The sequence below is a fragment of the Caulobacter sp. GW821-FHT09H08 genome (genome assembly GCF_059415885.1).
The window spans coordinates 38,148-62,834 of record NZ_JBWKOC010000003.1; the positions used below are offsets into that span (position 1 = coordinate 38,148).

At 68.2% G+C, this 24,687-nt stretch carries 21 protein-coding genes and 1 tRNA gene; 11 read left to right on the forward strand and 11 right to left on the reverse strand.

The window, feature by feature from the left end; translation table 11 throughout:
* The first annotated feature begins 139 nt into the window (after positions 1–139).
* A complete protein-coding gene (locus AC07NN_RS09955) occupies positions 140–3,583 on the forward strand; it encodes an indolepyruvate ferredoxin oxidoreductase family protein (protein ID WP_494640141.1) in 3,444 nt (1,147 codons plus the stop codon).
* Between the two features lie 146 nt (positions 3,584–3,729).
* On the opposite strand, the gene AC07NN_RS09960 is transcribed toward AC07NN_RS09955, so the two are convergent.
* Both AC07NN_RS09960 and AC07NN_RS09965 read right to left on the reverse strand, forming a co-directional pair.
* Positions 3,730–4,284, reverse strand: a complete 555-nt coding sequence (locus AC07NN_RS09960; protein ID WP_494640143.1) for a DUF418 domain-containing protein — start codon at positions 4,282–4,284, stop codon at positions 3,730–3,732.
* Complete coding sequence (locus AC07NN_RS09965; protein WP_494640145.1) at positions 4,281–4,940, reverse strand: DUF418 domain-containing protein; 660 nt, start codon at positions 4,938–4,940, stop codon at positions 4,281–4,283. Before AC07NN_RS09965 ends, AC07NN_RS09960 begins: the two co-directional genes overlap by 4 nt.
* Before the next feature lie 135 nt (positions 4,941–5,075).
* Here AC07NN_RS09965 and AC07NN_RS09970 point away from each other — a divergent pair, with 135 nt between their 5' ends.
* The 7 genes from AC07NN_RS09970 to AC07NN_RS10000 all read left to right on the forward strand — a co-directional run bounded on the left by AC07NN_RS09970 (position 5,076) and on the right by AC07NN_RS10000 (position 11,940).
* Positions 5,076–5,378 carry a hypothetical protein gene (locus AC07NN_RS09970; RefSeq protein ID WP_494640146.1) on the forward strand — a complete coding sequence of 101 codons (303 nt, stop codon included), beginning with the start codon at positions 5,076–5,078 and terminating at the stop codon, positions 5,376–5,378.
* Positions 5,375–5,650 carry a type II toxin-antitoxin system RelE/ParE family toxin gene (locus AC07NN_RS09975; protein WP_494640148.1) on the forward strand — a complete coding sequence of 92 codons (276 nt, stop codon included), beginning with the start codon at positions 5,375–5,377 and terminating at the stop codon, positions 5,648–5,650. The genes AC07NN_RS09970 and AC07NN_RS09975 overlap by 4 nt, the downstream gene beginning before the upstream one ends.
* Positions 5,647–6,762, forward strand: a complete 1,116-nt coding sequence (locus AC07NN_RS09980) for an NAD(P)/FAD-dependent oxidoreductase (protein ID WP_494640150.1) — start codon at positions 5,647–5,649, stop codon at positions 6,760–6,762. The genes AC07NN_RS09975 and AC07NN_RS09980 overlap by 4 nt, the downstream gene beginning before the upstream one ends.
* 111 nt (positions 6,763–6,873) lie before the next feature.
* Positions 6,874–10,122, forward strand: a complete 3,249-nt coding sequence (locus AC07NN_RS09985; RefSeq protein WP_494640152.1) for a S41 family peptidase — start codon at positions 6,874–6,876, stop codon at positions 10,120–10,122.
* Positions 10,123–10,238: 116 nt separating this feature from the next.
* Positions 10,239–11,291 carry a glycosyltransferase gene (locus AC07NN_RS09990; RefSeq protein WP_494640154.1) on the forward strand — a complete coding sequence of 351 codons (1,053 nt, stop codon included), beginning with the start codon at positions 10,239–10,241 and terminating at the stop codon, positions 11,289–11,291.
* A 44-nt stretch (positions 11,292–11,335) separates the two neighbouring features.
* Positions 11,336–11,412 (forward strand) — tRNA-Met (locus AC07NN_RS09995).
* Between the two features lie 69 nt (positions 11,413–11,481).
* Positions 11,482–11,940: a hypothetical protein gene (locus tag AC07NN_RS10000; protein WP_494640155.1), complete on the forward strand. Its 459-nt coding sequence runs from the start codon at positions 11,482–11,484 to the stop codon at positions 11,938–11,940.
* Here AC07NN_RS10000 and AC07NN_RS10005 read toward each other — a convergent pair.
* The 4 genes from AC07NN_RS10005 to AC07NN_RS10020 all read right to left on the reverse strand — a co-directional run bounded on the left by AC07NN_RS10005 (position 11,876) and on the right by AC07NN_RS10020 (position 16,812).
* Positions 11,876–12,868 carry a glycerophosphodiester phosphodiesterase family protein gene (locus AC07NN_RS10005; protein ID WP_494640157.1) on the reverse strand — a complete coding sequence of 331 codons (993 nt, stop codon included), beginning with the start codon at positions 12,866–12,868 and terminating at the stop codon, positions 11,876–11,878. The genes AC07NN_RS10000 and AC07NN_RS10005 overlap by 65 nt on opposite strands.
* A gap of 388 nt (positions 12,869–13,256) precedes the next feature.
* Complete coding sequence (locus tag AC07NN_RS10010; RefSeq protein ID WP_494640159.1) at positions 13,257–14,666, reverse strand: glycoside hydrolase family 47 protein; 1,410 nt, start codon at positions 14,664–14,666, stop codon at positions 13,257–13,259.
* 170 nt (positions 14,667–14,836) lie between these two features.
* Positions 14,837–16,261: a sensor histidine kinase gene (locus AC07NN_RS10015; protein ID WP_494641828.1), complete on the reverse strand. Its 1,425-nt coding sequence runs from the start codon at positions 16,259–16,261 to the stop codon at positions 14,837–14,839.
* Between the two features lie 92 nt (positions 16,262–16,353).
* On the reverse strand, positions 16,354–16,812 hold the full coding sequence (locus AC07NN_RS10020) for an Lrp/AsnC family transcriptional regulator (protein ID WP_494640161.1): 459 nt from the start codon (positions 16,810–16,812) through the stop codon (positions 16,354–16,356).
* 120 nt (positions 16,813–16,932) lie between these two features.
* On the opposite strand from AC07NN_RS10020, the gene AC07NN_RS10025 reads away from it, so the two are divergent.
* Positions 16,933–18,138 (forward strand): methionine gamma-lyase, encoded by a 1,206-nt coding sequence (locus AC07NN_RS10025; protein WP_494640163.1) that lies wholly within the window; start codon positions 16,933–16,935, stop codon positions 18,136–18,138.
* Positions 18,139–18,252: 114 nt separating this feature from the next.
* Here the strand turns inward: AC07NN_RS10025 and AC07NN_RS10030 are convergent, their stop codons facing one another.
* Entirely contained in the window at positions 18,253–19,224 is a 972-nt protein-coding gene (locus AC07NN_RS10030) for a glucokinase (RefSeq protein ID WP_494640165.1), read from the reverse strand.
* Between the two features lie 217 nt (positions 19,225–19,441).
* Here AC07NN_RS10030 and AC07NN_RS10035 point away from each other — a divergent pair, with 217 nt between their 5' ends.
* Positions 19,442–19,795, forward strand: a complete 354-nt coding sequence (locus AC07NN_RS10035) for a PilZ domain-containing protein (protein WP_494640167.1) — start codon at positions 19,442–19,444, stop codon at positions 19,793–19,795.
* A gap of 97 nt (positions 19,796–19,892) precedes the next feature.
* On the opposite strand, the gene AC07NN_RS10040 is transcribed toward AC07NN_RS10035, so the two are convergent.
* Complete coding sequence (locus AC07NN_RS10040) at positions 19,893–20,327, reverse strand: helix-turn-helix domain-containing protein (RefSeq protein WP_494640169.1); 435 nt, start codon at positions 20,325–20,327, stop codon at positions 19,893–19,895.
* A gap of 254 nt (positions 20,328–20,581) precedes the next feature.
* Positions 20,582–21,409, reverse strand: a complete 828-nt coding sequence (locus AC07NN_RS10045; protein ID WP_494640171.1) for an acyl-homoserine-lactone synthase — start codon at positions 21,407–21,409, stop codon at positions 20,582–20,584.
* 144 nt (positions 21,410–21,553) lie between these two features.
* Between AC07NN_RS10045 and AC07NN_RS10050 the strand changes: the two genes are divergently transcribed.
* Positions 21,554–21,868, forward strand: coding sequence for an Mpo1-like protein (locus AC07NN_RS10050; RefSeq protein ID WP_494640175.1), 315 nt, complete (start codon positions 21,554–21,556; stop codon positions 21,866–21,868).
* 331 nt (positions 21,869–22,199) lie between these two features.
* Here AC07NN_RS10050 and AC07NN_RS10055 read toward each other — a convergent pair whose 3' ends face one another.
* On the reverse strand, positions 22,200–22,928 hold the full coding sequence (locus AC07NN_RS10055) for a LuxR family transcriptional regulator (RefSeq protein ID WP_494640177.1): 729 nt from the start codon (positions 22,926–22,928) through the stop codon (positions 22,200–22,202).
* A gap of 112 nt (positions 22,929–23,040) precedes the next feature.
* Positions 23,041–24,573, reverse strand: a complete 1,533-nt coding sequence (locus AC07NN_RS10060) for a hybrid sensor histidine kinase/response regulator (RefSeq protein WP_494640183.1) — start codon at positions 24,571–24,573, stop codon at positions 23,041–23,043.
* Between the last annotated feature and the right edge of the window lie 114 nt (positions 24,574–24,687).

A 24,687-nucleotide genomic window follows, 5' to 3' on the forward strand; every position in this document is an offset into this window, starting at 1 on the left:
ATTCCTCCCCCAAGTGGGCGTTGACGCTCCAATTTTGCGCAAAACGGCCACGAGTCGGGCACGCCTTGGGCAAACAATTTCCGCGCCTCTATAAGATATTGCGTAGCGGGCGGGAAGACCCAGGAGGAAAATTTTTGCCATGCGGCACTCAGAAGTCACGCTAGACGACAAATATGTGCTCGAAGATGGTCGTGCTTTCATCACTGGGGTGCAGGCGCTGCTTCGAGTCCTGCTCGATCGAAAGCGTCTCGACCGCAAGGCTGGGCTGAACACCGGCGGCTACCTTTCGGGGTACCGCGGCTCGCCGTTGGGCGGCCTCGACCAGCAGGCCGCGCGCATCAAGAAGCTGCTGACCGCGCACGACGTGGTCTTCCAGGAAGGCCTCAACGAGGACCTCGCCGCCACCGCCGTGTGGGGCAGCCAGCAGGCCAACCTGTTCCCGAACGCGCTTTATGATGGCGTCTTCGGCATGTGGTACGGCAAGGCCCCCGGCGTGGATCGCACGGGCGACGTCTTCAAGCACGCCAATTTCGCCGGTGTCTTCCCCACCGGCGGCGTCCTGGCGGTGGCCGGCGACGACCACGGCTGCAAGAGCTCGACCCTGCCGTCGCAATCGGAATTCGCCTTCCAGGACTTCGAGATGCCGGTGCTGTCGCCGGCCGACGTCCAGGAAGTGCTCGACTACGGCATCCTTGGCATCGCCATGTCGCGCTTCACCGGCCTGTGGACGGGCATGATCGCCCTGGCCGACACGATGGATAGCGGCGTGACGATCGACGTCTCGCTGGACCGCCACAAGCTGACCCTGCCCGACTTCCCGTTTCCGCCCGGCGGCCTCGGCATTCGCCTGAAGGACCAGCCGATGGAGAAGGAGCGGCGCATGCGGCTCCACAAGATCCCGGCGGCCCTGGCCTTCGCCCGCGCCAACGGCATCGACCGCGTGGTGCTGGGCGCCTCGCACGTGAAGGTCGGCAAGGCGCGCCTGGGCATCGTCTGCCAGGGCCAGGCCTTCAAGGACGTGCTGGAAGCCTTCACGGCCATGGGCATCACCTTGCAGGAAGCCGCCGACCTGGGTGTCTCGGTCTACAAGGTCGGCATGCCGTGGCCGCTGGAGCCGCTGGGCCTGCGCGCCTTCGCCGCCGGCCTCGAGACCCTGATGGTCATCGAGCACAAGCGCGCCCTGATCGAGCCCCAGGCCCGGGCCGCCCTCTATGATCTTCCCGCCCAGGCGCGCCCGCGCGTGATCGGCAAGATCGACGAGAAGGGCGGACCGCTGCTGTCGGAGCTGGGCTCGCTGTCGGTGGCCGAAATCGCGCTCGCGATCTACGACCGCCTGCCGGACGGCCCGCACATGGAGCGGGCCCGCGCCTATCTGAACCGCGTCTCGGCCGCCGGTGTCGCCGCCGTCAGCCTGGCCGCCGACCAGGCCCGCAAGCCGTTCTTCTGCTCGGGCTGCCCGCACAACACCTCGACCAAGCTGCCCGAGGGCTCGCGGGCTCTCGCCGGCATCGGCTGTCACTACATGGCCGGCTTCAACGACCCGTCGACCGACCTCAACACCCACATGGGCGGCGAGGGCCTGACCTGGGTCGGCGCGGCGCCGTTCACGGCCGAGAAGCACGTCTTCCAGAACCTGGGCGACGGCACCTACAACCACTCCGGCTCGCTGGCCATCCGGGGCGCGATCGCGGCCAAGGCCAACATCACCTACAAGCTGCTCTATAACGACGCCGTCGCCATGACCGGTGGCCAGCGCGCCGAGAGCGGCTTCACCCCCGCCCAGATCACCCGCCAGCTGGCGGCCGAGGGCGTGACCAAGACGGTCATCGTCGTCGATGAGCTTGAACGCTATCAGGGCGTCACCGACCTGGCGCCGGGTGTCGAGATCTTCCCGCGCTCGGACCTGATGCGCGTGCAGGAGATGCTGCGCGAGACGTCCGGCGTGACGGTGCTGCTCTACGATCAGACCTGCGCCACCGAAAAGCGTCGTCGCCGCAAGCGCGGCTCGATGGCCAAGGCGACGAAGCGCGTCTTCATCAACCCGCTGGTCTGCGAAGGCTGCGGCGACTGCTCGGTGAAGTCCAACTGCGTCTCGGTCGAGCCGCTGGCCACGGAGTTTGGCCGCAAGCGCAAGATCAACCAGTCGTCCTGTAACCAGGACTACTCGTGCGTCGAGGGCTACTGCCCCTCGTTCATCACCCTGGAAGGGGCCGAGAGCGCCCAGTCCAAGAAGACGCCCGCGCCGCTGACCGCCGAGTCGACGCCGCTGCCCGAGTTCGAGCCGCTGGTTGGCGTGCGCAAGATCCTGTTCACGGGCGTGGGCGGCACGGGCGTGACGACCGTGGCCTCGATCCTGGCCATGGCCGCCCACATCGACGGCCGCGCCGGCAGCGTGGTCGACATGACGGGCCTGGCCCAAAAGGGCGGCTCGGTGTTCAGCCACGTGAAGATCGGCGAGACCGAGGACAGCATCGTCGGCGGCCGCGTCGCCGCCGCCAGCACCGACGTGCTGATCGCCTGCGACCTGCTGGTGGCTGCTTCGCCGGAAGGCCTGTCGCTGTACGCCAAGGACCGCACGCGGGCCTTCGGCAACAATGACTTCGCGCCGACCGCCGAGTTCGTCACCAGCCGTGACGTGCGCTTTGACAGCGGCGCCATGGCCCGCCGGGTGAAGGGCGCGACCAAGACCTTCGACGCGTGCCCGGCTCAGCGCCTGGCCGAGACGGCCTTCGGCGACGCCATCTACGCCAACATGATCATGGTCGGCTTCGCCTGGCAGCGCGGCGTGATCCCGCTGTCCAGCCGCGCCGTCTATCGCGCCATCAAGCTGAACGGCGTCGACGCCGAGGCCAATCTGCAGGCCTTCGAACTGGGCCGTCGTGTCGCCCACGATCCGGCTTCGGTCGAGGTCAAGGAAGACAAGGTCGCCACGCCCGAGACCATGCCGCTGGACGAGCTGATCGCGAACCGCATCCGCGAGCTGACCGGCTACCAGAACGCCGCCTATGCCCAGCGCTATGCCGGCAAGGTGGCCAAGGTGCGTAGCGCTGAAGAGGTCGTCAGCGGCGCGGACTCAGCCCTGCCGCTGACCCGCGCGGCGGCGACCAACCTCTACAAGCTGATGGCCTACAAGGACGAGTACGAGGTCGCCCGTCTCTATACCGACGGCCGGTTCGCGGCCGAGCTGGCCGGAACCTTCAAGGGCGGCAAGGCCAAGGTCTGGCTCTCCCCGCCGCTGCTGGCCCCCAAGGGGCCGGACGGCAAGCCCAAGAAGATCGCCTTCGGCGGCTGGATGCTCGACGCGGCCTTCCCGATGCTGGCCAAGATGAAGGGCCTGCGCGGCGGCGCGCTGGACATCTTCGGTCACACCGAGGAGCGCAAGATGGAGCGCGGCCTGATGACCTCGTACGAGGTCACCCTCGACCGCCTGGCCGCCGGCCTCTCCAAGGAGAGCCTGCCGCTCGCCGTGAAGATCGCCGAGATCCCGCAACAGATTCGCGGCTACGGCCACGTCAAAGACGCCTCGGTGGTCACCGCCAAGGCGGCCGAGGCCAAGCTGTGGGCGCAGTGGTGCGGGAGCTGATCTCCACACCTTTCTCCGCCTCCCTAGGCCTTGTGCCTAGGGCCCATGGCGCGGCTTGGTTCTGACATATCGAAGAGCGCGCGGCCGATTTGGACGCGCGCTCTTCTTCATTCTTGCAGCGGAAGGATGGGTCCTAGGCACAAGGCCTAGGAGGGCGGAGATGAGGGCGCGGGCGCCCGCACGAACGGCACCTTCGTCGTTCCGTAGGTCGCCGCGCGCCACAGCCATTCCAGCGGGCCGTAGTGGAAGCGCTTGAACCACAGGGTGGCGATCACGGCGAGCAGCGCCAGGAAGCCGGCCGCCAGCAGTAGCGCGGTCCCCTGCGGCAGCGTCGCCCAGGCGCCGAGGCCGAAGCCGTAGAAGATCGGCACCCAGACCAGCGACTGCGCCACATAGAAGGTCAGGGTCATGCGGCCCATCGGGGCCAGGCGCTCCAGCAGCTTGCGCATCGGACCTTGGTACAGCTCGACTACGACCAGCACATAGACGCCCATCAGGGAGACATCGAACCAGTTGCCGATCGCCGCGCTGGCCAGCTTCCGGGCCATCGCCGCGTGGTCAGCGTCGGGGAGCAGGTTCGTCAGGGGCTCAGCGCCGAAGCGGGCGGCCAGGGCGACGATGATCAGGATGGCCAGGGCGCCTCGGCGCTGCGGCGCGAACCGCTCAGGCGCTTCGAAGAAGCCGCTGCGGCCAAGCATCATGCCGACCAGGAACAGGCCCAGGATCGTGAAGATCCGGCCGGTCTCGATGAAGAACCACCACTTGAAAGTCTGCCCCGCGCCGACATTCCAGGCCAGGTCTCGGCCAGGCCGCTGGCGCGGTAGAAGGCAGGCCCGGTGTCGGCCCAGTGATGGAACGGCTGGTTGGCCCAGGCCGCGCCCGAGGCGGCGGTGAAGGTCTCAAACCACAGCCACGGCTGGGCCAGCAGGATAGCGGCCAGGGTCAGCACGGCCTTGCCGCTCACGCGATAGAACGGGATCAGCAGCAGGCCCAGCGGCGCCAGCACCATCAGGATGTCGCCGCGATAGATGAGGCTGTGGGCCAGGCCGATCAGGGCCAGCACTGCCATCCGCCAGGCGAAGCGCCCCGAGAAGTTCGTCCCCCGCCGCGCCGCGCGATCCATCAGGATGAAGAAGGAAAGGCCGAAGCACAGGGTCAGCAGGCTGAACGCCTTGCCCATGGCGAAGGTGGTGAAGAGCGTGTGGGTCAGATTCTCTTTCGGCGCGGCCCAGTAGATCTCGAACTGCTCGAACATGTGGACCATGAACACGCCGATCAGGGCGAAAGCCCGCAGCGTGTCGATCAAGGCGTTGCGATCGGGCAGCGCGTTGCGCGCGGCCGGCGTCGTGTCCGTCATGGTTCCTCCCCCGAGGGCGCGGGCTGGTCGGATGTGCCCGTCGCGAGGTCTGACCATGGCGTATTTGTTAGCGCTGTCAATTCGACGCGACCCTTGGCGTCTGGCGTGGTGGGACGTTCGTGCTAGGCTTCCGGCATGAACAAGCCGGTCAACGCCAGCCAGGTCACGGTACATCTCAGCGCCGACGATGCCGCCGATCTCCAGGCGCGCGTCGAGCGCGGCGAGTTCGCATCGCTCGACGAGGGCGTGGCGGCTGAGCTGGCGGAGCTGAACTACCGGCGGGCGGCCGAGATTGTTGGCGGGGCCGAGAAGCTTGAAGCCTTGCTGGACGAGCTTGAGGCTGAGGCGATCGATCCGGCCGAACTCGTTGACGGCAAGCAGTTCCTGTCCGAAATGCTGGCGGACTTCAAGGCGCGCGCTGAGGCCACTGGGGAGTGAGCCTGCCTTATCCACTGACGCTACGGGCTCGGCGCGATCTGGCGCGCATAGGTGACTACATTGCTCAGGACAGCCCTCGGGCGGGCGTGCGGTTTGTCGAGGCGCTGATGGCGAAATTCGACCAAATCGCCTTTTCGCCGTTCATGGCTCAGGCGGTGGCGAGCAATCCCCGCTTTCGGCGACTGCCACACGGCCCCTATGTGATCTTCTATGAAGTGACGGACGAGATGGTGATCATCCGTTCCGTCGAGCATTCGGTGACGTTCAAATGACCCAGGACTTCGATTTCGACGCCGTCGTGGTCGGCGCGGGCGCCGTGGGCCTGGCCTGCGGCTATGCGCTGGCCAGGCGCGGCCTGGTCGTCGCCGTGCTGGAGGAGCAGGCCCACATCGGCCAGGGCGTCTCGTCGCGCAATTCCGAGGTGATCCACGGCGGGCTCTACTATCCGACCGGGTCTCTGAAGGCGAAGCTGTGCGTCCTGGGCCGGCGCAAGCTCTACGAATTCCTCGATACCCACGGCGTCGCCTACAAGAAGTGCGGCAAGCTGGTGGTGGCGACCTCGGACGACGAGATCGAGCGCCTCGACGCCATCTGGGACCAGGCCCTGGCCAACGATGTCGAGGGCATGGAGCGGATGAGCGGCGCCCAAGCGATCGCGCTGGAGCCCGGCCTCAACGCCCACGCGGCCCTGCTGTCGCCCGAGAGCGGCGTCTTCGCCAGCCACGACTACATGCTGGCCCTGCAGGGCGAGATCGAGGCGGCCGGCGGGGCGGTGGTGCTCTCCACGCCGTTCGAGGGGGCGGAGGTCTTCGCCGGCGGCGGCTTCAAGGTGCGGGCGGGCGGCGCCGATCCGACCAGCCTGACCTGCCGCCTGTTGGTCACCGCGCCGGGGCTGTCCTCGCAGGACGTCGCGGGGCGGATCGAGGGCTATCCCGCCGATCGCATCCCCAAGGCCCATTACGGCAAGGGCGTCTATTTCCGTCTGGCCGGTAAGGCGCCGTTCCAGCGCCTGATCTATCCGCCGCCGATCCACGGGGCGCTGGGCACCCACTACCGCAACGACCTGGGCGGCCAGGCGGTGTTCGGGCCGGACCTGGACTATGTGCCGGCCCCCGACTACGCGGTCGATCCCAGCCGGGCCGAGGCCTTCGCCGCCTATATCCGCAAGTTCTGGCCGGGCCTGCCGGAGGACAAGTTGGTCCCGGACTATGCTGGGGTGCGGCCCAAGCTGCACGGCCCCGACGAACCCCAGCCCGACTTCCAGTTGCGCGGCGTCGAGGATCACGGCTTTACCGGTCTCATGGCCCTGTTCGGCATCGAGAGCCCGGGCCTGACCAGCTCGCTGGCGATCGGCGAGGAGGTCGCTGAGCGGCTGGTGGGTTAGGACGCGGCGGCCCTGAAAAAATGGGCCAGCATGACAGTTTGTTCACGTTCGGCCCCGTCGAAGCCCATGTTAGCAATTCCGTCTTCGGAGTTTCCGGGACGAGGGGCGTTCATGGGCTGGGGTATTAAGAAGGCGCTGTGCGCCGTGTCCGCGGTTGCGCTCAGCGCCGCGATCTCTTCCACCGCGATGGCCGCCGAGGCGCTGCCGTCCTTCGCCGAGCCGGCCCTGTCGCCGGACGGGAGCGAGATCGCCTTCGCCTCGGGCGGCGACCTCTGGACCGTGCCCGCCGCCGGCGGCCAGGCGCGGCTGCTGGTCACCGACGAGGCCACGGAGTCGCGGCCGCTCTATTCGCCCGACGGCAAGTCGCTGGCCTTCGTCTCGACCCGCTCGGGCGTGGCCAATATCTACATCCTGACCCTGGCCACCGGCGAGGTTCGCCGCCTGACCTTTGGCGACAGCGCCGAGGCCCTGGACGGCTGGTCGCGCGACGGCAAGTGGATCTACTTCACCTCGGGCGTGAATGACGTGGCCCGGGTCGGCGACGTCTTCCGCGTGGCCGCCAGTGGCGGCACGCCCCTGGAAGTTAGCCGCGAGCGGTTCCTGAACGAGTACGAGGGCGCGCCGACGCCGGACGGCAAGTCGATCGCCGTCGTGGCGCGCGGGCTCTCCAATAACCAGTGGTGGCGCAACGGCCACTCGCACATCGACGAGAGCGAGGTGTGGCTCAAACCGATCGACGGCGCCGGCTATCAAAAGCTGGTCCCTGGCGGCGCCAAGCGCGCCTGGCCGATGTGGAGCCCGGACGGCAAGGCGCTCTGGTACATGAGCGACCAGGGCGGGACCGAGAACCTGTGGCGTCTGCCCATCGGTGGCCAGCCCCAGCAAGTGACCCGCTTCACCGACGGTCGCGTGCTGTGGCCGACCATCGGCTATGACGGCAAGACCATCGTGTTCGAGCGCGACTTCGCCGTCTGGTCGCTGGACGCGGCCTCCGGCAAGGCGACCAAGGTGCCGATCACCCTGCGCGGCGCGCCCGCCGCCGCCGGCGAGACGCACAAGAACGAGACCAGCTTCGACAGCCTGGCCCTGTCGCCCGATGGCAAGAAGGCCGCGATCATCGCCCACGGCGAACTGTTCGCGGTCTCGACCAAGGACGGCGGCGCGGCCCAGCGCGTGACCCGCACCCCGATCCTGGAAAGCGACCCCGTCTGGTCGGCCGACAGCAAGAAGCTGATCTACGTCTCCGAGCGCGACCGGGCGGCCAATCTCTACGCCTACGATTTCGCGACCGCCCAGGAGACGGCCCTGACCACCGGCGCGGCGCGCAGCACCGCCCCATCATGGTCGCCGGACGGCAAGGTCCTGGCCTATGTCCGCGACGGCAAGGAAGTCCGGGTGATGACCTTCGACGCGGCCGGCAAGGTGGCCGCCGACAGGGTGCTGTACCAGGGCCCGCTGGGCGGCTTCGACCAGGCGCCGCTGACCTGGTCGCCGGACAGCAAGTGGCTGGCCTTCACGGTCACTGACCGCAAGGCCTTCGACAACGTCAACGTCGTGTCGCTGGAGGGCGGCGCGGCTCGGCCGATCACGTTCCTGGCCAACGGCAATGTCGGCAAGGTCGCCTGGTCGCCCGACGGCAAGTACATCCTGGTCGACATGGGCCAGCGCAGCGAGGACGCCAAAATCCTGCGCGTCGACCTGCTGCCCAATGTGCCCAAGTACAAGGAGGACGCCTTCCGCGACCTCTTCAAGCCGGCCGATGCGCCGGACAAGCCGACGCCGGGGCCGGACTCAAAGGCGCCCGAGCCCGCCAAGACCGACGCTCCGGCCAAGCCAGCAGCGACCGCCGACGCCAAGCCGGCCGCGCCCAAAAAGCGCGTCGAGCCGACCCGCATCGTGTTCGAAGGCATCCGCGAGCGCGCCACCTTCCTGCCGCTGGGCATGGATGTCGGCGACCCGCTGATCAGCCCCGACGGCAAGACCCTGGTCTTCCGCGCCCGCCAGGCCGGCCAGACCAACTTCTATACCTACAATCTGGACGAACTGGCCCGCGAGCCGGCCGTGCCGGTGCAGCTGACCTCGACCCGCAAGCCCAAGGGCGACATCGCCTTCACGCCCGACAGCAAGGAAGTCTTCTTCCTGGAAGGCGGCTCGATCGTCGCCACTCCGGTCGACACCCCCAAGCCTCGCGGCCTGGCGGCCAGCGCCGAACTCGATGTCGACTTCGACGTCGAGAAGAGCGTGGTGTTCGAACAGGCCTGGGGCGTGCTGGATCGCGGCTTCTACGATCCCAAGTTCCACGGCGCGAACTGGGAGGCGCTGCGCCAGCGCTGGGCTCCCTACATCGCCGGTTCGCGGACGGGCGACGAGCTGCGCCGCAACATCAACCTGCTGATCGGCGAGCTGAACGCCTCGCACTCGGGGATCAGCAAGCAGCCCGATCCGGCGGTCCAGATCGTCCGCGCCGCCAATCTCGGCCTGCGCTTCGACCGCGACGCCTACGAGGCCGGCAAGGGCCTGGTGATCCGCGAGGTCGTGGCCCTGGGGCCGGCGGCGCTGGAAGGCTCGATCAAGCCGGGCGAGACCCTGGCCGCCGTCAATGGCGAGCAGCTGTCGCCGGGCGTGAACCTGGACAAGCTGCTACGCGGCGCGACAGGCAAGCGCACGGTGCTGACCGTGGTCGACGCGGCGGGCAAGAGCCGCGACGCGGTGGTGCGCCCCGTGGCGACCACCACGGCGACGGGTCTGCTGTATCGCCAGTGGGTCAACGACCGCCGCGCCTATGTCGACAAGGTCTCGGGCGGCAAGCTGGGCTATGTCCACATCGCCGACATGTCGGACGGCTCGCTGGCCCAGCTCTATATCGACCTCGACGCCCAGAACCAGGGTAAGCAGGGCGTGGTCATCGATGTGCGCAACAACAACGGCGGCTATGTGAACGGCCACGTGATCGATGTCTTTGCGCGCCACAACTACCTGATGATGACCGCTCGCGACCGCTTCCCGGTGCCAAGCCGCCAGAACCTGGGCCAGCGCGCCCTGGGCCTGCCGACCGTGCTGGTCACCAACGAGTCGTCGCTGTCGGACGCCGAGGACTTCACCGAGGGCTACCGCTCGCTGGGCCTGGGCAAGGTGGTCGGCAAGCCGACGGCCGGCTGGATCATCTTCACCAGCGGCCGTCAGCTGATCGATGGCTCGAACGTGCGCCTGCCGTTCATCCGCATCGAGGACCTGCGCGGCCAGAACATGGAGCTGAACCCGCGTCCGGTGGATGTCGATGTCGAGCGCCCGCTGGGCGAGACGCTGGCGGGGACGGATGCGCAGCTGGATGCGGCGGTGAAGGTGCTGCTGGGGAAGTGAGGACATGGATGCTCCCCCGCATTGCGGGGGAGCATCTATCTGCCCAGCTCCCGCGTTGACAGCGTGACCGCGCCCCACGATGGTCGCCGCCCGTAACGCCTCCCCCGGAGCCCGCCTTGACCAACATCCTGCACGCCATGCTGGGCAAGGGCTTGGGCGGTCTGGAGCAGGTGTTCCTCGACTATCAGCCGATCCTGGAAGCGTGGGTGCGGAAGCACGGCGGCCGCTGCGTCGGGGTGGTGCGCAAGGGCGGCAAGATGGCCGCGCGCGAGGCCGGCCGGACGCCGCCGCTCGTGGCCATGCCGGCTTTCACCGACTGGGATCCGATCACCGTTGGCGCGGCGCGCGCGGTGGTGCGGAGCAGCAAGCCGGACCTGATCCTCAGCCACGGCCAGCGCCCCGCGCGGGTGTTCGGCAAGGCCGCGTCCAAGGGCGTGGTCCAGGCCGTCTGCCTGCACAAGCCGTCGTTCGAGGTCGCGCCGGGCGTCCACTATCTGTGCGTCGGCCAGCACCTGGCCAAGCTGGCCATCGGTCGCGGCGCGCCCGCCGACCACGTCCACTTCATCCCCAACGCCGTGAAGCCGCCGACCGCGCGCGCCAATCCTTTAGCCGGCGGCGAGGGTGAGCCGGTGAAGATCGTCGCCGCCGGTCGCCTGCACACCAAGAAGGGCTTCGATGTTCTGATCCGTGCGATCGGCAAGCTGCGCGCCTGGGACTACGACGTCACCTGCGAGATCGCCGGCGAAGGCGGCGAGCGCGGCGACCTGGAGGCCCTGATCAAGGAGCTGGACCTCGAGGGCTGCGTGACGCTGGTCGGCTGGACCGAGGACGTCGCCGGCTTCCTGGCCACGGGCGACCTCTTCGCCTTCCCCTCGCACCAGGAGGGTTTTCCGCTGACCCTGCTGGAGGCCATGGCCGTGGGCCTGCCCGTGGTCGCCTCCGAGATCGACGGGCCGGTCGAGATCCTCAAGGACGGCGTCAATGGCCGCCTCGTGCCCGACGACGACCCTGATCGCCTGGGCGAGGCGCTGGGCGAACTGATCAGCGATCCCGACACGGCCAAGCGCCTGGGCGCGGCGGCGCGCGAGCAGGTGCTGACGGAATACAGCCCAGCTGAACTGGCGCGGCGCTTGGAAGCAGCTTTGGACGGAATGATATCCAAGGCTTGATGCGGGACGCGCTCGGAGGTATGACCCGCGTCCGTCCTGGCGATGGCTGGGTAGCTCAGATGGTTAGAGCGGTGGATTCATAACCCACAGGTCGGCGGTTCGATCCCGCCCCCCGCCACCAGGACGGACTGTTTTCTCCTTACAATTCAACGCTTCGGAACGCCCTCGCGGCGTCGCCCGTTGTCGCGTCATGGCCCGCGCGCCCAAGGTCTTCACATGGTCGGACGGCTTTCACCGCTACACCGTGGCGGCGACGTCGCGCGCCAAGGCGCTGGCGGCCTGGGAGACCGATCGCGATCTTTTCAAGGAAGGCGTGGCCCAGGAGAGCCCGGACGCGCCTGACGCCAAGGCGGCCCTGGCCGCGCCGGGCGCGGTGATCCGCCGGGCCGAAGGCGGGCTGAAGTCGGCGATCGAGAAGCTGCCGAAGCCCAAGGTGAAGAAGGTCAATGACGCCGCCGAGGCCAGGCGGAAGGCGGCGCTCGCCGAAGCCGAGATCGCGCTCGAAACAGCGGAGGCCGAGCAGCGCGACGCCGAAGCCCGGCTGGAGCAGCGCCGGCGCGACCTCGACGCCGAGGCCGCCGCCCTCAGCGGCTCCTGGACGACGCGGCGAGCACGGCTGCTGAAGGCGATCGAGCGTCTGCGACGGTGATGGTCACGCGGCCGCGCAGGCCCTGTTCGCCCAGATAGTCCAGCAGGGCGGCCGGGTGGTCGGTCTGGACGATGCTGACGCCGTCGGCGATCAGGCCGCCCCAGGCCTTGCCGGGATCGGTGAGGGCGCTCTTGTCGCCGGCGTCGTCGTCCCGACCCTTCAGGCCCTTGCCGACCAGGGTGTTGGTCCAGACGCGGATACGGGCGAGGCGCGCGGCGTCGCGTACGGCCATGAAGCCGTCCTGCTTCAGGGCGTCCAGCTCGACGGCGGGAATGGCGCGGGTCCCGGAGGCCTGCAGGGTGGTGATCTGGCCCAGTTGCTCGGCGCGCCGGGCGGCTTCGCTGGCGACGATCGGCATGAAGGCCAGGTCCTGATACGGCGCCTGGTCGGCCAGGGCCGGCGCGCCGAGGTCCGCGCGCGCCTTGATCAGCACGCCGTCGGAGGCGTCGGCCTGGCGCACGGCCTGGGCGACCTCGGCGACGATCGGTCCCTTGATGTCGAGATTGACCAGGATGCGCCCGCGCGCGGCGGCCAGCAGTTGGTCAAGGGTCGGCGGGGCCTCGTTGGAGCCTTCCAGGCGCAGGGCCTGGATCTCGGCCAAGGTCAGGTCGGCGACGGCGCCCTTGCCGTTGGTGGTCCGGTCGACCTTGGCGTCGTGCATGATGACCAGCCGGCCGTCACGGGTGCGGCGCACGTCGATCTCGACCAGGTCGACGCCCAGGGCGATACAGCGCTCCACGGCCTGCAGGGAGTTTTCGGGGACGGCCGTCGTCAGGCCACGCGACGGGGCCGGGGCATGGCAGGCGCGGTGGGCGACCACCAGCACGCCGTCGGCCGGATCGTACAGCCGGGCGCGCAGGTCGCCGGCGTCGGCGGTTCCCGCCAGGGCCGCCAGGGCCAGCGCGATCGAGAACGCGGGAAGTCGCATCGTCTAGTCCCCCCGAGCCTTCCCCGCTGCATGGCCGATTCACGCGACAGGCGTGCGGCAGTTTGGGCTCATAGGGATGACGGCGCCGGTTAACCCTCGCCGCAGGTGGTGGGGTGCGACATTGTGTCTTGGTCCACAGGTTTGAGCGCTAGTCGCCACCCAAAGTCCGACTTCCCCGGCGAATGCCGGGGCCCAGATCGAACCCACGTGTCTCAACGCAGGCGGCGCGACGCGTAGGCGCGCCAACCCCAAACTGTCCGGATGAATCTGGACCCCGGCCTTCGCCGGGGAGGTCGGGGGGGGGGAGGGCCTTTCGGTGAGGGTGTAACCACTCACCCTCCCACCGCTTCGCGGCGGGCCCCTCCCTCTCTCTCAGAGAGAGGGGTTTCTAGACCTTCCTGAACCCCCGCAGCACGTTGGCCTCGGTGCTGAGCTGCAGCTTGCCGTAGTCGATGCGCGGCGTGTCGGCGAACAACAGGTAGTAGTATTTCATCTGCTCGGACCACCAGTAGCCGGGGCAGTTGTCGCCCTGGGTCATCGGCTTGGTCGTGATGTCCTTCAGCGCCGTGTAGCCGTAGGCCGCGCGGCTGGTGGCCTTCATCTCGCGATAGTGGATCGCCGCCAGCGTCCGATAGCGCTCGTCGCGGTCGATCAGCCACAGGTTCAGGCAGGCGTCGGGATATTCGGGGCGCAGGCCGGTGTGCTTGCGGCGCGGCTGGCGGGTCGTGACCTCGATCGATTCCGGGATGACGCCGAACGTCGCCTGCATCTCGGTGAAGGACGCCAGGTAGTCGTCGCCTTCCTTCTTGTAGCCGACCTGACCCAGCAGGCCGGCATAGTAGCCGGCCAGTTCGCTCTGGGCGGTCGAGATCACCTCGCCGGTCTCGAAGTCGACCATCGGGAACCACAGGCGGCCGTCATAGCGCTTGGCCTGGTGGGTCAGCTGGGCCTGCGTGCACTCCTGCGCCCAGCGCTTGCAGTCCTCGTCGCCGAACAGCTCCCAGGCGTCCCAGAGATATTCGTAGAAGCTGTCGGCATAGACATCGATGCTGGCCCGGCGGCTGCTCCACTCGCCGGTGCGGGCGTCGATATTGGCGGCCATCAGGCCGATCTTCGAGCGGCGATCCAGGGCGTGCTTCATGGCCCGCTTGGCGATGTCGAAGTAGCGCTTGTCGCCGGTCAGCTGGCTCAGCACCCCGAACTCGGTGATGTAGGTGCCGATCTCGGCCAGGTTGGTGTCGGGATCGCGGACCGCGCCGGTCTTCAGGTTCACATAGCGCCAGGGCAGGCCGTAGGGCGAGGCCTCGAAGGCCTTCAGCAGGCGGTCGGCCAAGTCCTTGGCCTTGGCCAGCAGCACGGGATCCCCGCAGGCCAGGTGGGCCGAGATCAGGCCGCCGACCAGGCGGATATTGGTCTCGAAGACCTGCGCCTCGCCGTTGACGTCGAAGTTCAGGTTCGCCTTCACCCAGTCGACCCCAGCCTGGAACTCGGCGTCCAGGCCCATGATCCACAGGGTGTCCAGCGCCTCGACCAGCGACAGGCCCAGGTCCTGGCCTTCGATGAAGAACGACTGGGCCGTGCCGCTGACGGGATTGATCTCGTCCTTGCCCCAGGCCTTGGCGACATAGCCCCGCCAGGCCCACTGGAACTCGTTGCGGACATCGGCGCCGAGGGCCTTCCAGTCCTCCTTGGGCGGGGCCTTCTTCTTCGGGGCGGCGGCGGTCGCCAGCCCCGGCGCGAGGCCGGTGGAGGCAAGGGCGACCAGGGCGGAGCGGCGCGTGAGTCGAGCGAGCATCATGGCCCGAGCCTATCGGCGGTCGAGTGTTCGCACGAGAGGGGGAAAGCTGCCGGCCGGGGATTAAGGGACCCCCGACCGGCGAAAGTCGACCGACGTGTGGGACGCGTCGGAGAGTCGTTACCAAGTTAGGACGTCGCGCGAGGGGGCAACCCGCCATGTCGCGCGGAAGATCAGGCCTCGGCCAGCGGCGCATCCTTCGGCGCGTCCGGCAGCCTGGCGCTGAGCGCACAGCGCAGGCCCTCCGGATGGTAGGCCATGGCGGCCTCTCCGCGCAGTTCGCCGCGCAGGCTGCGTTCGATCAGGCGCGAGCCGAAGCCCTTGCGGCTGGGCTCGGTCACCGGCGGGCCATCGCGCTCCACCCAGTCGCTGTTGAGGGCGCGGGTCTCCGAATCGTAGGTCCAGGTCAGGCTCACGCGACCCTCGACATTGGACAGGGCGCCGTACTTCAGGGCGTTGGTGGCCAGCTCGTGCAGGATCAGCGCCATGGTCAGCGCCCCGCCGGGCTGCAGGCGCACCGGCGGGCCGTCGATATGGAAGCGGGTCCCGGCCTCGTCGAACGGCCGCAGGGCGCGCTCGGCCACATCGTGCAGCTCGGCGCCGTGCCAGCTCTCGCGGGTCAGGATGTCGTGCACGCGCGACAGGCCCAGCAGGCGCGCCTCGAACTTCTCGAAGGCGATCAGCGGATCGGGCTCGTTGCGCAGGGTCTGGGCGGCCATCGACTGGACGGTGGCCAGGGTGTTCTTCACCCGGTGGTTCAGCTCGTTGACCAGCAGGCGCAGCTGGCTCTGGTGGCGCTGCTGGGCGCTCTCGGCCTGTTTGCGCAGGCTGACGTCGGACAGGATGATGACCATGTACGGCTGGTCGTCGCGGGGCTGCACGCGCGAGACGGTCAGGTGCAGCCACAGGGTCTCGTCCGGCGACAGGCCCATGAAGCGGCGGTCGGCGGCGTAGGTGGGAACCTGGCCCGACCACAGGGCTTCGCCGTCAGCGATGGCCTGGGGCAGGTCCAGCGGGTGCACCATGTCGACCATGCGCAGGGTCAGCAGGGTCTCGCGGTCACGCTGCAGGATGGCGCAGAAGCTGTCATTGGCCTCAAGGATCGCGCCGTTGCGGGCCAGGCGGGCCACGCCCATGGCGGTCTGGTTGAAGACGGCGCGATAGCGGGCCTCGGCGGCCCCCAGCGCGCGGCGGGCCTCGATGTCGGCGGTGACGACCTCGGTGTAGAGCACCAGCCCGCCGATCTCGCCGCTGTCGTGCCGCCAGGGCGCCATGGACCAGCGGATCCACTCGGTGCGCCCGTCGCGATCGACGAACGGATCGCCTTCGTGGCGCAGCTCGACCCCGAGAGCGATGACCTGGGCGTGCAGGTCGCGCCACTTCTGGGGGATTTCCGGGAAGACCTCGTAGTGCCGGCGGCCGATCAGCGGCAGGTCGGCGGGCAGGCGCTGGTCGGTCAGATACTGCCGCGAGGCGGCGAGGTAGCGCATCTGGCTGTCGAAGATGGCGATGCCCAGCGGCGCGTGCTTCAGCGCCGTATCGACGCTGGGCGACACGGCCATGGGAAAGCCTGACAGGGGCGGCGCTTCATCGATCATCGCCTCGCCATCGTAGCGCCAAGGCCAGGCTTCGAAAGCCGTGTTCTCTGACTTTCCCGTGAGACGGCCCATGAGAGGGTTCGTGAGAGGCCTCAGTTGGCGACCGGGAACACCCGTGTGTGCTTGACCACGCCATAGGCGAAGCTGGTGTCGATCGAGGCGATGCCGGGGATGGCGTGCAGCTTGCGGCGCATGAAGTCCTCATAGGCCTCCAGGCTGTCGACGATCACCCGCAGCAGATAGTCGTCGCCGCCGGCCAGCAGGAAGCAGTCCAGGATCTGGTCGATCCGCCCCACCTGCTCCTCGAAGCCCTTGATCAGGTCCTGGCCGTGGCGGTCCAGGCGCACCCGAACGAAGACGGTGATCGGCAGGCCATAGGCCTTCTGGTCCACGAGGGCCGTGTAGCCGGTGATCACGCCCTCGGCCTCCAGATTGCGCACCCGGCGCAGGCAGGGGGAGGGCGACAGGTTCACCCGCTCGGCCAGCTCCTGGTTGGTCAGGCGGCCGTCCTTCTGCAGCTCTCGGATGATCTGGCGGTCCTTAGCGTCCATTGGGGGCGTCCATGTGCTGCCTCTTGAGCAGAATCTGCCAAAACAGAAGCGTATCGTGGCAGACTTCGCAATCCATGCCATCTGACTCCACGCCACAGTCACCCCAACACGGAGTGACTCATGCGTAGCGACAACGGCGGCTTTTCCACCCGGGCGATCCATGCGGGCTATGATCCCGCCGACGAGCATGGGGCGCTGACGCCGCCGGTGCACCTGACCTCGACCTTCGCCTTCGAGAGCGCCGAGGCCGGCGGCGAGATGTTCGCCGGGACGCGCGAGGGTCACTTCTACTCGCGCATCTCCAACCCGACGACCGACCTGCTGGAGCGTCGCCTGGCCAGCCTGGAAGGCGCGGAGGCCGCCGTCGCCACCGCCTCGGGCATGGGCGCGATCACGGCGGTGCTGTGGAGCTTCCTGCGGTCCGGCGACGAGGTCATCACCGACCAGACCCTCTACGGCTGCACCTTCGCCTTCCTGCGCGACGGCCTGACCCGGTTCGGCGTCACGGTGCGGCAGGTCGATATGACCAAGCCCGAAGACCTGGCGGCGGCGATCTCGGATAAGACCCGGATCGTCTACTTCGAGACTCCCGCCAATCCGAACATGCGCCTCGTCGACATCGCCGCGATCAGCCGCATCGCGCGCGGGGCGGGAGCCAAGGTGGTGGTCGACAACACCTATGCGACGCCGCTGCTGACCCGGCCGCTGGCGCTGGGCGCGGACATCGTCGTCCATTCGGCGACCAAGTATCTGGGCGGCCACGGCGATCTAGTCGGCGGCATCGCCGCCGGCGGCGTCGAGGACATGGCCCGCGTGCGCCTCGTCGGCGTCAAGGACATGACCGGCGCGGTGATGTCGCCGTTCACGGCCTTCCTGGTGCTGCGAGGCCTGAAGACCCTGTCGCTGCGGATGGCCCGCCACAGCCAGAGCGCCCAGGCCGTGGCGCGTTGGCTGGAGGCCCACCCGGCCGTCAGCCAAGTGTCCTATCCGGGCCTGCAGAGCTTCCCGCAGCGCGATCTCGCCGCCCGCCAGATGGCCAGCGGCGGCGGCATGATGGCCTTCGAGCTGAAGGGCGGCCACGGGGCGGGGGTGTCGATGATGAACCGCCTGACGATGATCCGCCGGGCCGTGTCGCTGGGCGACGCCGAGACCCTGATCCAGCACCCGGCCAGCATGACCCACTCGACCTACACGCCCGAAGAACGCGCGGCAGCGGGGATCGGCGAGGGGATGGTGCGGCTGTCGGTGGGGCTGGAGGACGTCGCCGACATCCTGGGCGACCTGGAGATGGCGCTGGAGGCGGAGAAGGTGGCGGCGCTGGCGTGAAAATCTGCCCCTCTTTGGGGGAGCTGTCGCGGAGCGACTGAGGGGGCATCTGGGCCTAGGCCGCGCTGCCCCCTCCGGCCCTCTGGGCCACCTCCCCCAGAGGGGGAGGAGAGATCAGCAATCCAAGAACTTCACCTCGTCCGCCGCGTACTTCATGTCGCTGGCGCTGAAGAGGCCCGACAGGCCCAGCAGGGTGCAGCGGCCGATGGTCAGGTAGACCGGGATGTCCGCGAGATAGGCGCTCATCCGGCCCTTGTCGGCGAAGCGGCGGACGAAGGCGGCGTGGTCCAGCAGGCCGTCGATGCGCTCCATCAGCGGGCTGTTGATGTAGACGCCGCCCCGGGCGGCGAACATCAGGGCGGCGTCGCCGGCGAAGGCGCCGAGCAGGGCGCTGAAGATCGACAGGGCTTCGCGCGCCCGGGGATCGTCGTCGCGCACGCGGCTGAGGATCAGGTCGTCGCTGTCGTTCTCGCCGCCGCCGAGCGCGGCGTGGATGTCGATCAGGCCGGCTTGCGACAGGAAGTGCTCCGCCGAGACGCGGCCGTACTTGCCCTGCAGGGCCATGAAGACCTGGACCTCGCGCGGCTCGCCGGGCGTGAAGTCGATATGGCCGCCTTCGCTGACCACCGGCACCCAGCCGTCGTTGCGATGCGGCGACAGGCCCGCGACGCCCAGGCCGAGATTGGGGCCGATCACCGCGATCGGCGCGCTCTTGGCCGGCTTGCCGTCGTGGATCAGGGTCATGGCCGTCGGGGCCAGGCGCGGCGCGCCCAGGGCGCAGGCGGCGAAGTCGTTCAGCAGGGCCACGCGCGGGGTCTTCAGCACCGCCCGCAGCCACGACTGGGTCAGGGTGAAGTCGCCGGCCGTCATGGCGATGGCACCGTCGATCTCGGGGCCGGCTCCGCACACGGCCGCGCCGACCAGTTCGCCGTGACCCGCCAAGGCCTCGTTGAGGTGCAGCTCCAGCTCGCGCAGCGAGGCGCAGGGCAGCTCCCGATGGTCGCGCGGCGGATCACCGGGTCGCACGACGGCGATCGCCAGGTCGCGCCCGTTCACATCGGCCAACAGGACCGATCCCTTCGCCATGACGTTTCCTCTCGAGCCGGCTTATTGCTCCGGCTTCAGATGATCTTTTGTACCGGTAACAGCGTTATCGGTCGCCAAGCTATTACCCGTCATCGAGATTCTGACAAGGTTGTCAAAGTCGCACCGTGATCCGGGGCGCGTACGAATTCTGTTAAGCTTCACTACAAAATTCTTACGTCTGCACGGCCGATTAACCGCGCCGTGCGTTTATCCTCCCATGGCGAAATTCACGTCAGGCGCGGAAAGTGATCGGCGGTCGGCCGTCCGTATCCAGACACAGAGGTCCGGCAAGGTCCTGTGTGGCGCCTTCGCGTGGGATTGCGTGATCCGCGACCTGTCCAGCAGCGGCGCGCGCGTGCAGATGCTGTCCAGCTCCGCCCCGCCCGGACAGGCCCAGCTGGTCGACCTGGCCGCGGGCCTGGCGCATGACGTGACGATCGCCTGGCAGCGCGACCGCGAGGTCGGCATGCGGATTGTCCGCACCTACGACCTGCGGGGCCTGGCCCCGGCTGCCGTCCAGACCGCCAAGCGGATGTGGCTGGCCGCGCAGTCCAGCGCCTCGACGGGCTAACCAACCCCCAGAAACGACAAAGACCCCGGTCCGCCAACCGAGGCCTCGTCAGATCGTTCGGCGCGTTTCCCCGCGCGCCGGTATTTCCCTCGTCGCCTTACGCGGCGTCGCCGCGAGCGGCTTCGTCGGCCATGGCGCGCACCAGGTCCAGGACCTGACGGCGAACACGGCCGCGACCGATCTTCGGGAACACCTCGGCCAGCTCCAGGCCTTCCGGCGTGGTCAGGAACTCCTGGACCACCTTTTCGGCGTGCTGGGTGGCGTCATCGACTTCGGCGCCGCTCATCGGATCGGCCAGGCCATCGAAGAAGAACGAAACCGGGACCTGAAGGGTCTTGGCGATTTCGTACAGCTTGCTGGCGCTGACGCGATTGGCGCCGCGCTCGTACTTCTGCACTTGCTGGAAGGTCAGACCCAGGGAGTCCGCAAGCTGTTCCTGGCTGACGCCAAGCAGCTTCCGACGCATCCGGACCCGGCCGCCAACGTGCAGGTCGACGGGGTTGGGGCGTCGGCCTTCGGTTTCTTCGCTCATGTTTTTTCCGCCTCCAACGGTTGTTCAATGAAAATGACACGACCGTGACGTCGGTGGAAGCAGCGGACTCCGGGCGCGGCGTTACGTCGCGATGGTTTAGCTTTCATCCCCGATTCGAGGAGGTTACTCGCGGGGCGAGCGATTCGCCGCCAACTGCAAGATGATCCGTTTTCGGCATACGCGAACAGCGTGCGTGCAGGTGCGAAGGGCGACCGGCGCGCGTTGAGCGTCGCGCGCCGGGGCTTCGAAAACCCTTATGCGTCAAGCCTTCCCAGGCCACCACCCACGCGTGAGCGACCGTCCCAGATGCGGCGCGCCTGACCCGTATTGTCGTGCAGCCGGAACAGGGTTTCGGCCGCCAGGGTCTCGTCGCGCTCGACGCCGGCGGTGAGCTGCGGCGTCATGGCGCGGGCCACCTGGCGCTGGACCGAGGCGATATCGCCAAAGGCCATCAGGTCCAGGGCGTCGATCTGGTAGCCGACGGGCGACTCGCGACCGATGGCTTCGAGCACGCGGTCCAGGAGTTCCTGCGAGACGGCGATCTCCGACCCGGCCACCACGCCATAGGCGTAGGGGCGGGGGATGCCGACCAGACGGGTGTCGATCGGCGAGTTCAGGATGCCGGGATAGAGCTGCATGTCGATCATGCCGACGAACCGGGTCACGCCGTGGCGCAGGGCCAGCTCGAACGCCGCCGCCCAGCACTCGAACACCCTTTGGCCGCGACCCGGACCCTTGCGCTGGCGATAGGCCTCGGTGGTGAAGAGGCGCGTGGCCTCCCAGACGTCGGCGGCCTTCTTCGGCGTCTCGCCGGGCGCGATCAGGTAGCCGAACTTGTCGGCCAGCATGCAGCGGTCGTCCGTGGGTCGCAGGCGCAGCCCGACCTCCAGCTCCATCTCCTCGTTGAAGCCCAGCAGGTAGATGGCGCGGTGGTCGTCGTAGTCGTCGACCTCGCCGCCATCCAGCACCACGAGATCGACCCAGCCGTTCTTGTCGACGCACTGTCGACGACGCTCTTCATGCATGGCCCAGAGCTGCGGGCCGTACAGATGACGGTTCTCTGAAGTGATGATGTGGATCATGACCGGCCCCCTTAGCTGGCGATGGACGGTCTGGATTAAGGGGCATGATCCTGGAGAAGCGCGATAGGCCAAACGGCCTATGGCCTCTTCTGTATCCGCGCGTAACGCTTGCCAGGACCACGGGGAGGGACCAGCATCCTGGGCATGAGCACCGCCACAGACGAGCGCTACCGCACCTTCGCGGCCTTCTATCCGTTCTACATGACCGAGCACGCCAATCCGGTCAGCCGGCGGCTACACGTGATCGGTACGACGCTGGTGATCGCGTGCCTGGCGCTGGGTTTCCTGCGCGACGGGCGGTTCTTCATCGCAGCGCCGATCGTCGGCTACGGCTTCGCCTGGGTGGGCCACTTCGTGTTCGAGAAGAACCGGCCGGCGACCTTCAAGTACCCGCTCTACAGCCTGATGGGCGATTTCCGGCTGTGGTTCGAGGTGGTGACGGGCAAGCGGAAGTGGTGAGCTGGCACGGCGTCGCCACGACTGGCGTATTCGCCGTGTTTGCCGTCTGCTGTCTTCTGCGGATTTGGTATTACTTCCGCATTCAAGCCGTACTGAGGACCGATCGGCGAGATCTATCGCGCAAGATTCACGGCTTCTACTTTCTCAATCCATTCTATGAGTTCGAATGGATTCGGGCCTTGAGGGCCGCAGGCGACTCCAAACTGGAGCAGTTCGCGTTCTCGCTGAAGTGTGTCTTGGTCCTTGCCTATTTGGCTTGGGGTACGTTCCTGCTGCTCATCGTTTGGCGGCCCTGAAGCCGAGCGTCTCCTGAGTTGGTCGCGGCGCGCTGCTACAGCTTCGAGAACAGCCCCAACTCCCCCGCCTTCAGCACCGCTTCCTGGCGCTTGACCACGCCCAGGCGCTTCTTGGCGGCCTCGATGTGGTGGTGGACGGTGCGGGGCGACAGTTCCAGGATCGCGCCGATCTCCCAGTCGGTCTTGCCGCGACTGGCCCAAAGCAGGCACTGGGCCTGACGCTCGGAGAGCACCCCGTAGTCGGCATTGTCGTCCTGCAGCTCCCAGTGCTTGAGCATGATGGTCCCGAACACGGTGGCCAGGCTCTCGATCACCGCGCGCTGGGTCGGGTCGGTGTCCGGCGCCTCGGTGGCCATGCGAATCAGCACTTCCTGGCCGGCCGGGCCGAAGACCCGCACGACATAGCCGTCGTTCATGCCCAGGTCCGAGGCCTCGCCCCACATCGACTGGGCGCGGCCGTCGCCCAGCGGCTTGGCGTCGGTCCAGGCGAACGAGCGCGGCGACTTCAGAAGCAGCTTCACGCACGGATCGTGGACGACGTAGCGCTCGCTCCAGTACCGCCCGTCCCAGACATCGAAGTCGTGGCGGCTGAGCGTCGGCGGTTCCTTGCCGTAGTGCTCGGCGTTGATCAGGGTGGCGCAGAACTTGTCGTAGCCGAAGGCGGCGATGGCGCGGGCGAAGTGAGTCTCCACCTCTTCCGCCGACCGCAGATGGGGCGCCTGACTCAGGAACGCCCAGGCCTGTTGTTCCGCCGTGGTCAGCACGTACGCCGCTCCATACTCACGCGCGCCTTACTCGAGTGAAGGCAGGCTATGCGCGGTTAGGGCTCGGCGCCAAGGGGGTGCTATTTGAGGTGGAGCTTGTGAGGGGCGGCCTCTAGGCGGCCGCTTCCTCGTCCTCGGCTTCTTCGCCGTTCAGCAGGGCGCTCAGCACGATGGCCAAGCGTTCGGGCTTGATCGGCTTTTCGACCACGTCCTGCATGCCGGCGGCGATGTAGGTCTGGACGTCGGCCGGATCGGCGTTGGCGGTCAGGGCCACGATGGGCACGGCGCCCGAGCGGCCGCCCATGTCGCGGATGGCGCGGGTGGCGGCGATGCCGTCCATGCGCGGCATCTTGATGTCCATCAGGATCAGGTCGTAGCGGCCACTCTTGGCCATCTCGACCGCTTCGACGCCATCGACGGCCTGTTCCGAGGTGCACTCGAACATGTCGCACAACGCCTCGGCGACCATGCGGTTGGTGGCGTTGTCGTCGACGATCAGGATGTGGGCGGCGCGGCCGGCGACGGCCTCGTGGTTGTCGTGGATCTCGGCCTCGGCCGCGGCGGGCGCCAGCGACAGGCCAAAGCCCACGGTCAGGCCGGCGCCGCGATTGGCCTCGGCGACCAGCGGGCCGCCCATGGCCCGCACGACGCGGTGGGCCAGGGCGAGGCCGACGCTGAGGGCCATTTCGCTGCCCTCCTGCAGGATGGCCGCGCCCAGCGGGTCCTTGACCCGAGCCAGGCGCTCCTCGGAATGGCCGCCGGTGTTGTCGCGGACCTGGCCTTCCAGACGGATCCGGTCGCCGTCGGCGCGGGCCGTCAGGCGGGCCTCGATCATGCCGCGGCCCGAGGCCAGGGCGTTCTCGATCAGGACGTCGAACAGTTGCAGCAGGCGCTCGCCGTCGACATCGACCCCGCATTCGGGTTCGCCGTCGTACGAGACCAGCAGGGTGGAGCCGCCTTCGTGGGCGCGCCCGGCCCAGCGGGCCTCGACGGCGTCGGCCAGGTCGCGCAGGCGCGTCGGGGCGGGGGTAAGGGTCAGCTGGCCGTTGGCCGAACGGTGCAGGTCCACGGCCCGGCCCACCGTCGCGCCCATGTCGCGGCTGGTGTCGCCGATGGCGCGGACGAAGGCCGAAGCGTCGGGCGTCAGGCGCTGCTGCTCGAGACGCTCGGTGATGGCCAGGACACCGTCCAGGTGGGCGCGGATGTCGACGGCCATGCGCTCGACCAGGGCCAGGGCTTCGCGGGCTTCGCGCTGGCGGCGGCGGTGGGAATTCAGCAGGGAGCCCAGGCCCCCGACGCCGGCATAGCGACCAGCGGCGTCGACGGCGATATAGGCCGTACGGAAGACCGGGGTCGGGTTGTCGGCGAGGGCGTTGACGAAGGCGTTGGCCTCGGTGTCGACGGACACCATGCGCGGCGCCGCGTCCATCACCTCGGAGATCGGCTTGTCGGCCAGTTGCTCGCCGGCCACCCGCATCATGCCTTGCAGGACGTCGCGATAGACCACGCCCACCGGAACGCCGTCTTCGACGATCGCGATGGCCGGCATGGTCGCATCGGCGTCGAACATCGCCACGACCTGGCCACAGGGCGTGCCGGGTTCGATCGGGGCGCGGGTGTCGATCAGGCGGTTCAGCGTTTCCATACGGCGCTTCGCTGGTGCTTCGGAGGGGCACCATGGCCTCGGCCGCCTTGCAGAGTCGTTAAGTTGGTAGCGCTCTCAAAGCGGTAGTCGCGGAATTCGTTCGCTTTCCGCCTT